Genomic DNA, 2,212 nt, shown 5'->3' on the forward strand with positions numbered 1-2,212 from the left:
ACGGTCTGTCAAGGGTCGCCGCAGGCGATCGCGAAGCGACGCGACGAAGGAGCGCCCTTGACAGGCCGGCCCGACGCGGAAGGACGATGAGACTGGCGGGAAAGCCCCAACCCCTCTCTGAGACCGCCCCGCCGGGACCCCGTCACCCCCGGTTCCGCCCCTCAGGCCCACTGCCGGGCGGCCAGGGTTTCCACCGGGTGCGGCTTGCCGATGACGGCCAGGGCGATGAAGAAGTTGATCTGGCCGATCGCGATGGTCAGGGTGGCCATCGCCTTCTCGTCGTAGTGCTTCGCCGCCTCCGCGTACAGCTCGTCCGAGACCCGCTCCCTGCCCGGTGCCGCCGGCTGGAGGGTGGCCTCGACCAGGGCGAGGGCGGCGCGTTCCGCCGGGCTGAAGCACAGGGCGTCCTGCCACGAGGCGACGGCGGTGATCTGCTCCTCGGAGACCCCCGCCTTCCGCAGGAAGCCGGTGTTCAGGATCGTCAGGTAGGTGTTGCCGACGATCTGCCCCGCGCGCAGGTGGACCAGGCTGATGGTGCTGCGGGGGACCGAGCGGTTGCCCGTGGCGCGGAAGAGGGCGGCGCTGATGTCGGCCAGTTCCGGCACGAACTCGCCGGGGTTCGGCATGCGGGAGATCGAGGTGGTCGCGGTGGTCGGGGTGTCCGTCATGGCTGCCGTCTCCTCGGGTGGAGGCCGCCGCCGTGTGCGTCGGCCCTCACCCCCCTGACGTCCGGGAGGGACGTGATGTGACAGCCCCCGGGGCCTCAGGCCTCCTCGTCCGGCTCGTCCGGCTCGTCCGGCTCGTCCGGCTCGTCCGGCTCCTCCGGCTTCGTGTGGAGGATCTCGCGGGCCTGTTCCGCCGCCCGGGCGATGCTCTCGGAGACGAAGTCGACGAACCGGGCGATGTTCTCCAGCCGGACGCCCGCCGGGGTCTGGGGGCCGAGGACGCCGACGCCCTCGCGGGCGGTCTCCGCGAGCTGGGCCGTGCCCTTGGCGCTGGCGATCATCGACTGGTACCAGACGTCGTTGTCGCAGACGTACCGCTCCCGCCGCCGCTCGTCGCGTTCGCGGCGGACGAGGCCCTGGGTCTCCAGGAAGGCGATCGCCTTGGAGATCGACGCCGGGCTGACCTGGAGCCGCTGGACGAGTTCCGCCGCGGTGAGGCTGCCGGAGTCGCTGGTGTACAGGCAGGTCATCACCCGGGCCATCATCTTGGGCGTGCCCGTCGCGATCAGGACCGTCGTGAACGTCTCCTCGTACGCGGCCACCGCCGCGGGGTCGCGGCCGTGGGCCAGCGGCGGGGCTTCGGGGCCCCGGGGCGCGGCCTGCTTGCGGCGGTGGGCGCGGTGCTCGGTGGCGCGGTGGGCCAGGTCGGCGCGGTAGGAGGCGGGGCCGCCGTTGCGCATGACCTCGCGGGTGACGGTGGAGGTCGGACGGTCGAGCCGCCGGGCGATCTCGGCGTAGGCGAGTCCGTCGGCCAGTCCCAGCGCGATCTGCTGGCGTTCGGACTGGGTGAGTCTGCCTCCCGGCATTGCGTCCTCCTAGGTGGTTCGCGGTGAGGCGGCCAGCATAGCGTTCAGTTGCAGTCCATTGCAATGAATGGCCAGGTTTCGTTGCGTTAGATCCAGATCTGATGCAACGATTTCACTGCTGTGACCTGCGAGAATGAAACTTATACGCAACGACGGCGTTGCCACTCTCGCGAACGCAACTTAGCGTTTCTCCTGTCAGAAACAACGACGAGCACAGGAGCCCACGATGCAGACCTTCGCCACCACCGCCGCCGTCTCGACCGTCCTCGACATCCCCGCCGGGCGCATCCGGCTCGTCGCCGCCGACCGCTCCGACGCCACCGTGGAGGTCCGCCCGGCCGACGCCTCCAAGGGCCGGGACGTGAAGGCGGCCGAGGAGACCACCGTCGAGTTCCGCGACGGGGTCCTGCGGATCGCCGCCGCTCCCGCGAGCAGCCGGATCATGGGCAACTCCGGCCGCGTGGACGTGACCGTGCAGCTGCCCGCCGGCTCCCACGTCACCGCGACCGTCGCCGCCGCCGAGTTCCGCACCGCCGGGCCGCTCGGGGAGGTCGTCCTCGAAGGTGCCCAGGCCGAGGTCGAGGTCGACGAGGCCGGCTCCGCGCGGCTGACCGTCCAGGCCGGCGACGTCGTGCTCGGCCGGCTGAACGGCCCGGCGGAGATCAGCACGCAGAAGGGCGA

The 2,212-nt window shown here is 71.3% G+C and carries 3 protein-coding genes; 1 reads left to right on the plus strand and 2 read right to left on the minus strand.

Features of this window, described 5'->3' with window-relative positions; genetic code table 11:
* Positions 1–161 precede the first annotated feature (161 nt).
* Both ACFVXK_RS38290 and ACFVXK_RS38295 read right to left on the minus strand, forming a co-directional pair.
* Positions 162–668: a carboxymuconolactone decarboxylase family protein gene (locus ACFVXK_RS38290; RefSeq protein WP_389621923.1), complete on the minus strand. Its 507-nt coding sequence runs from the start codon at positions 666–668 to the stop codon at positions 162–164.
* Between the two features lie 95 nt (positions 669–763).
* Entirely contained in the window at positions 764–1,531 is a 768-nt protein-coding gene (locus ACFVXK_RS38295) for a helix-turn-helix domain-containing protein (RefSeq protein WP_389621926.1), read from the minus strand.
* A gap of 226 nt (positions 1,532–1,757) precedes the next feature.
* Here ACFVXK_RS38295 and ACFVXK_RS38300 point away from each other — a divergent pair.
* Positions 1,758–2,212: hypothetical protein (locus ACFVXK_RS38300; protein WP_389621929.1), on the plus strand; the 455-nt coding region annotated here is incomplete at its 3' end.

The sequence above is a fragment of the Streptomyces sp. NPDC058157 genome (assembly GCF_042884105.1).
Classification (GTDB): domain Bacteria; phylum Actinomycetota; class Actinomycetes; order Streptomycetales; family Streptomycetaceae; genus Streptomyces.

Coding starts and splice junctions, on each gene's coding strand:
- ACFVXK_RS38295 (WP_389621926.1), bottom strand. CDS start 1,531: ATGCCGGGAGGCAGACTCACCCAGTCCGAACGCCAGCAGATCGCGCTG.
- ACFVXK_RS38290 (WP_389621923.1), bottom strand. CDS start 668: ATGACGGACACCCCGACCACCGCGACCACCTCGATCTCCCGCATGCCG.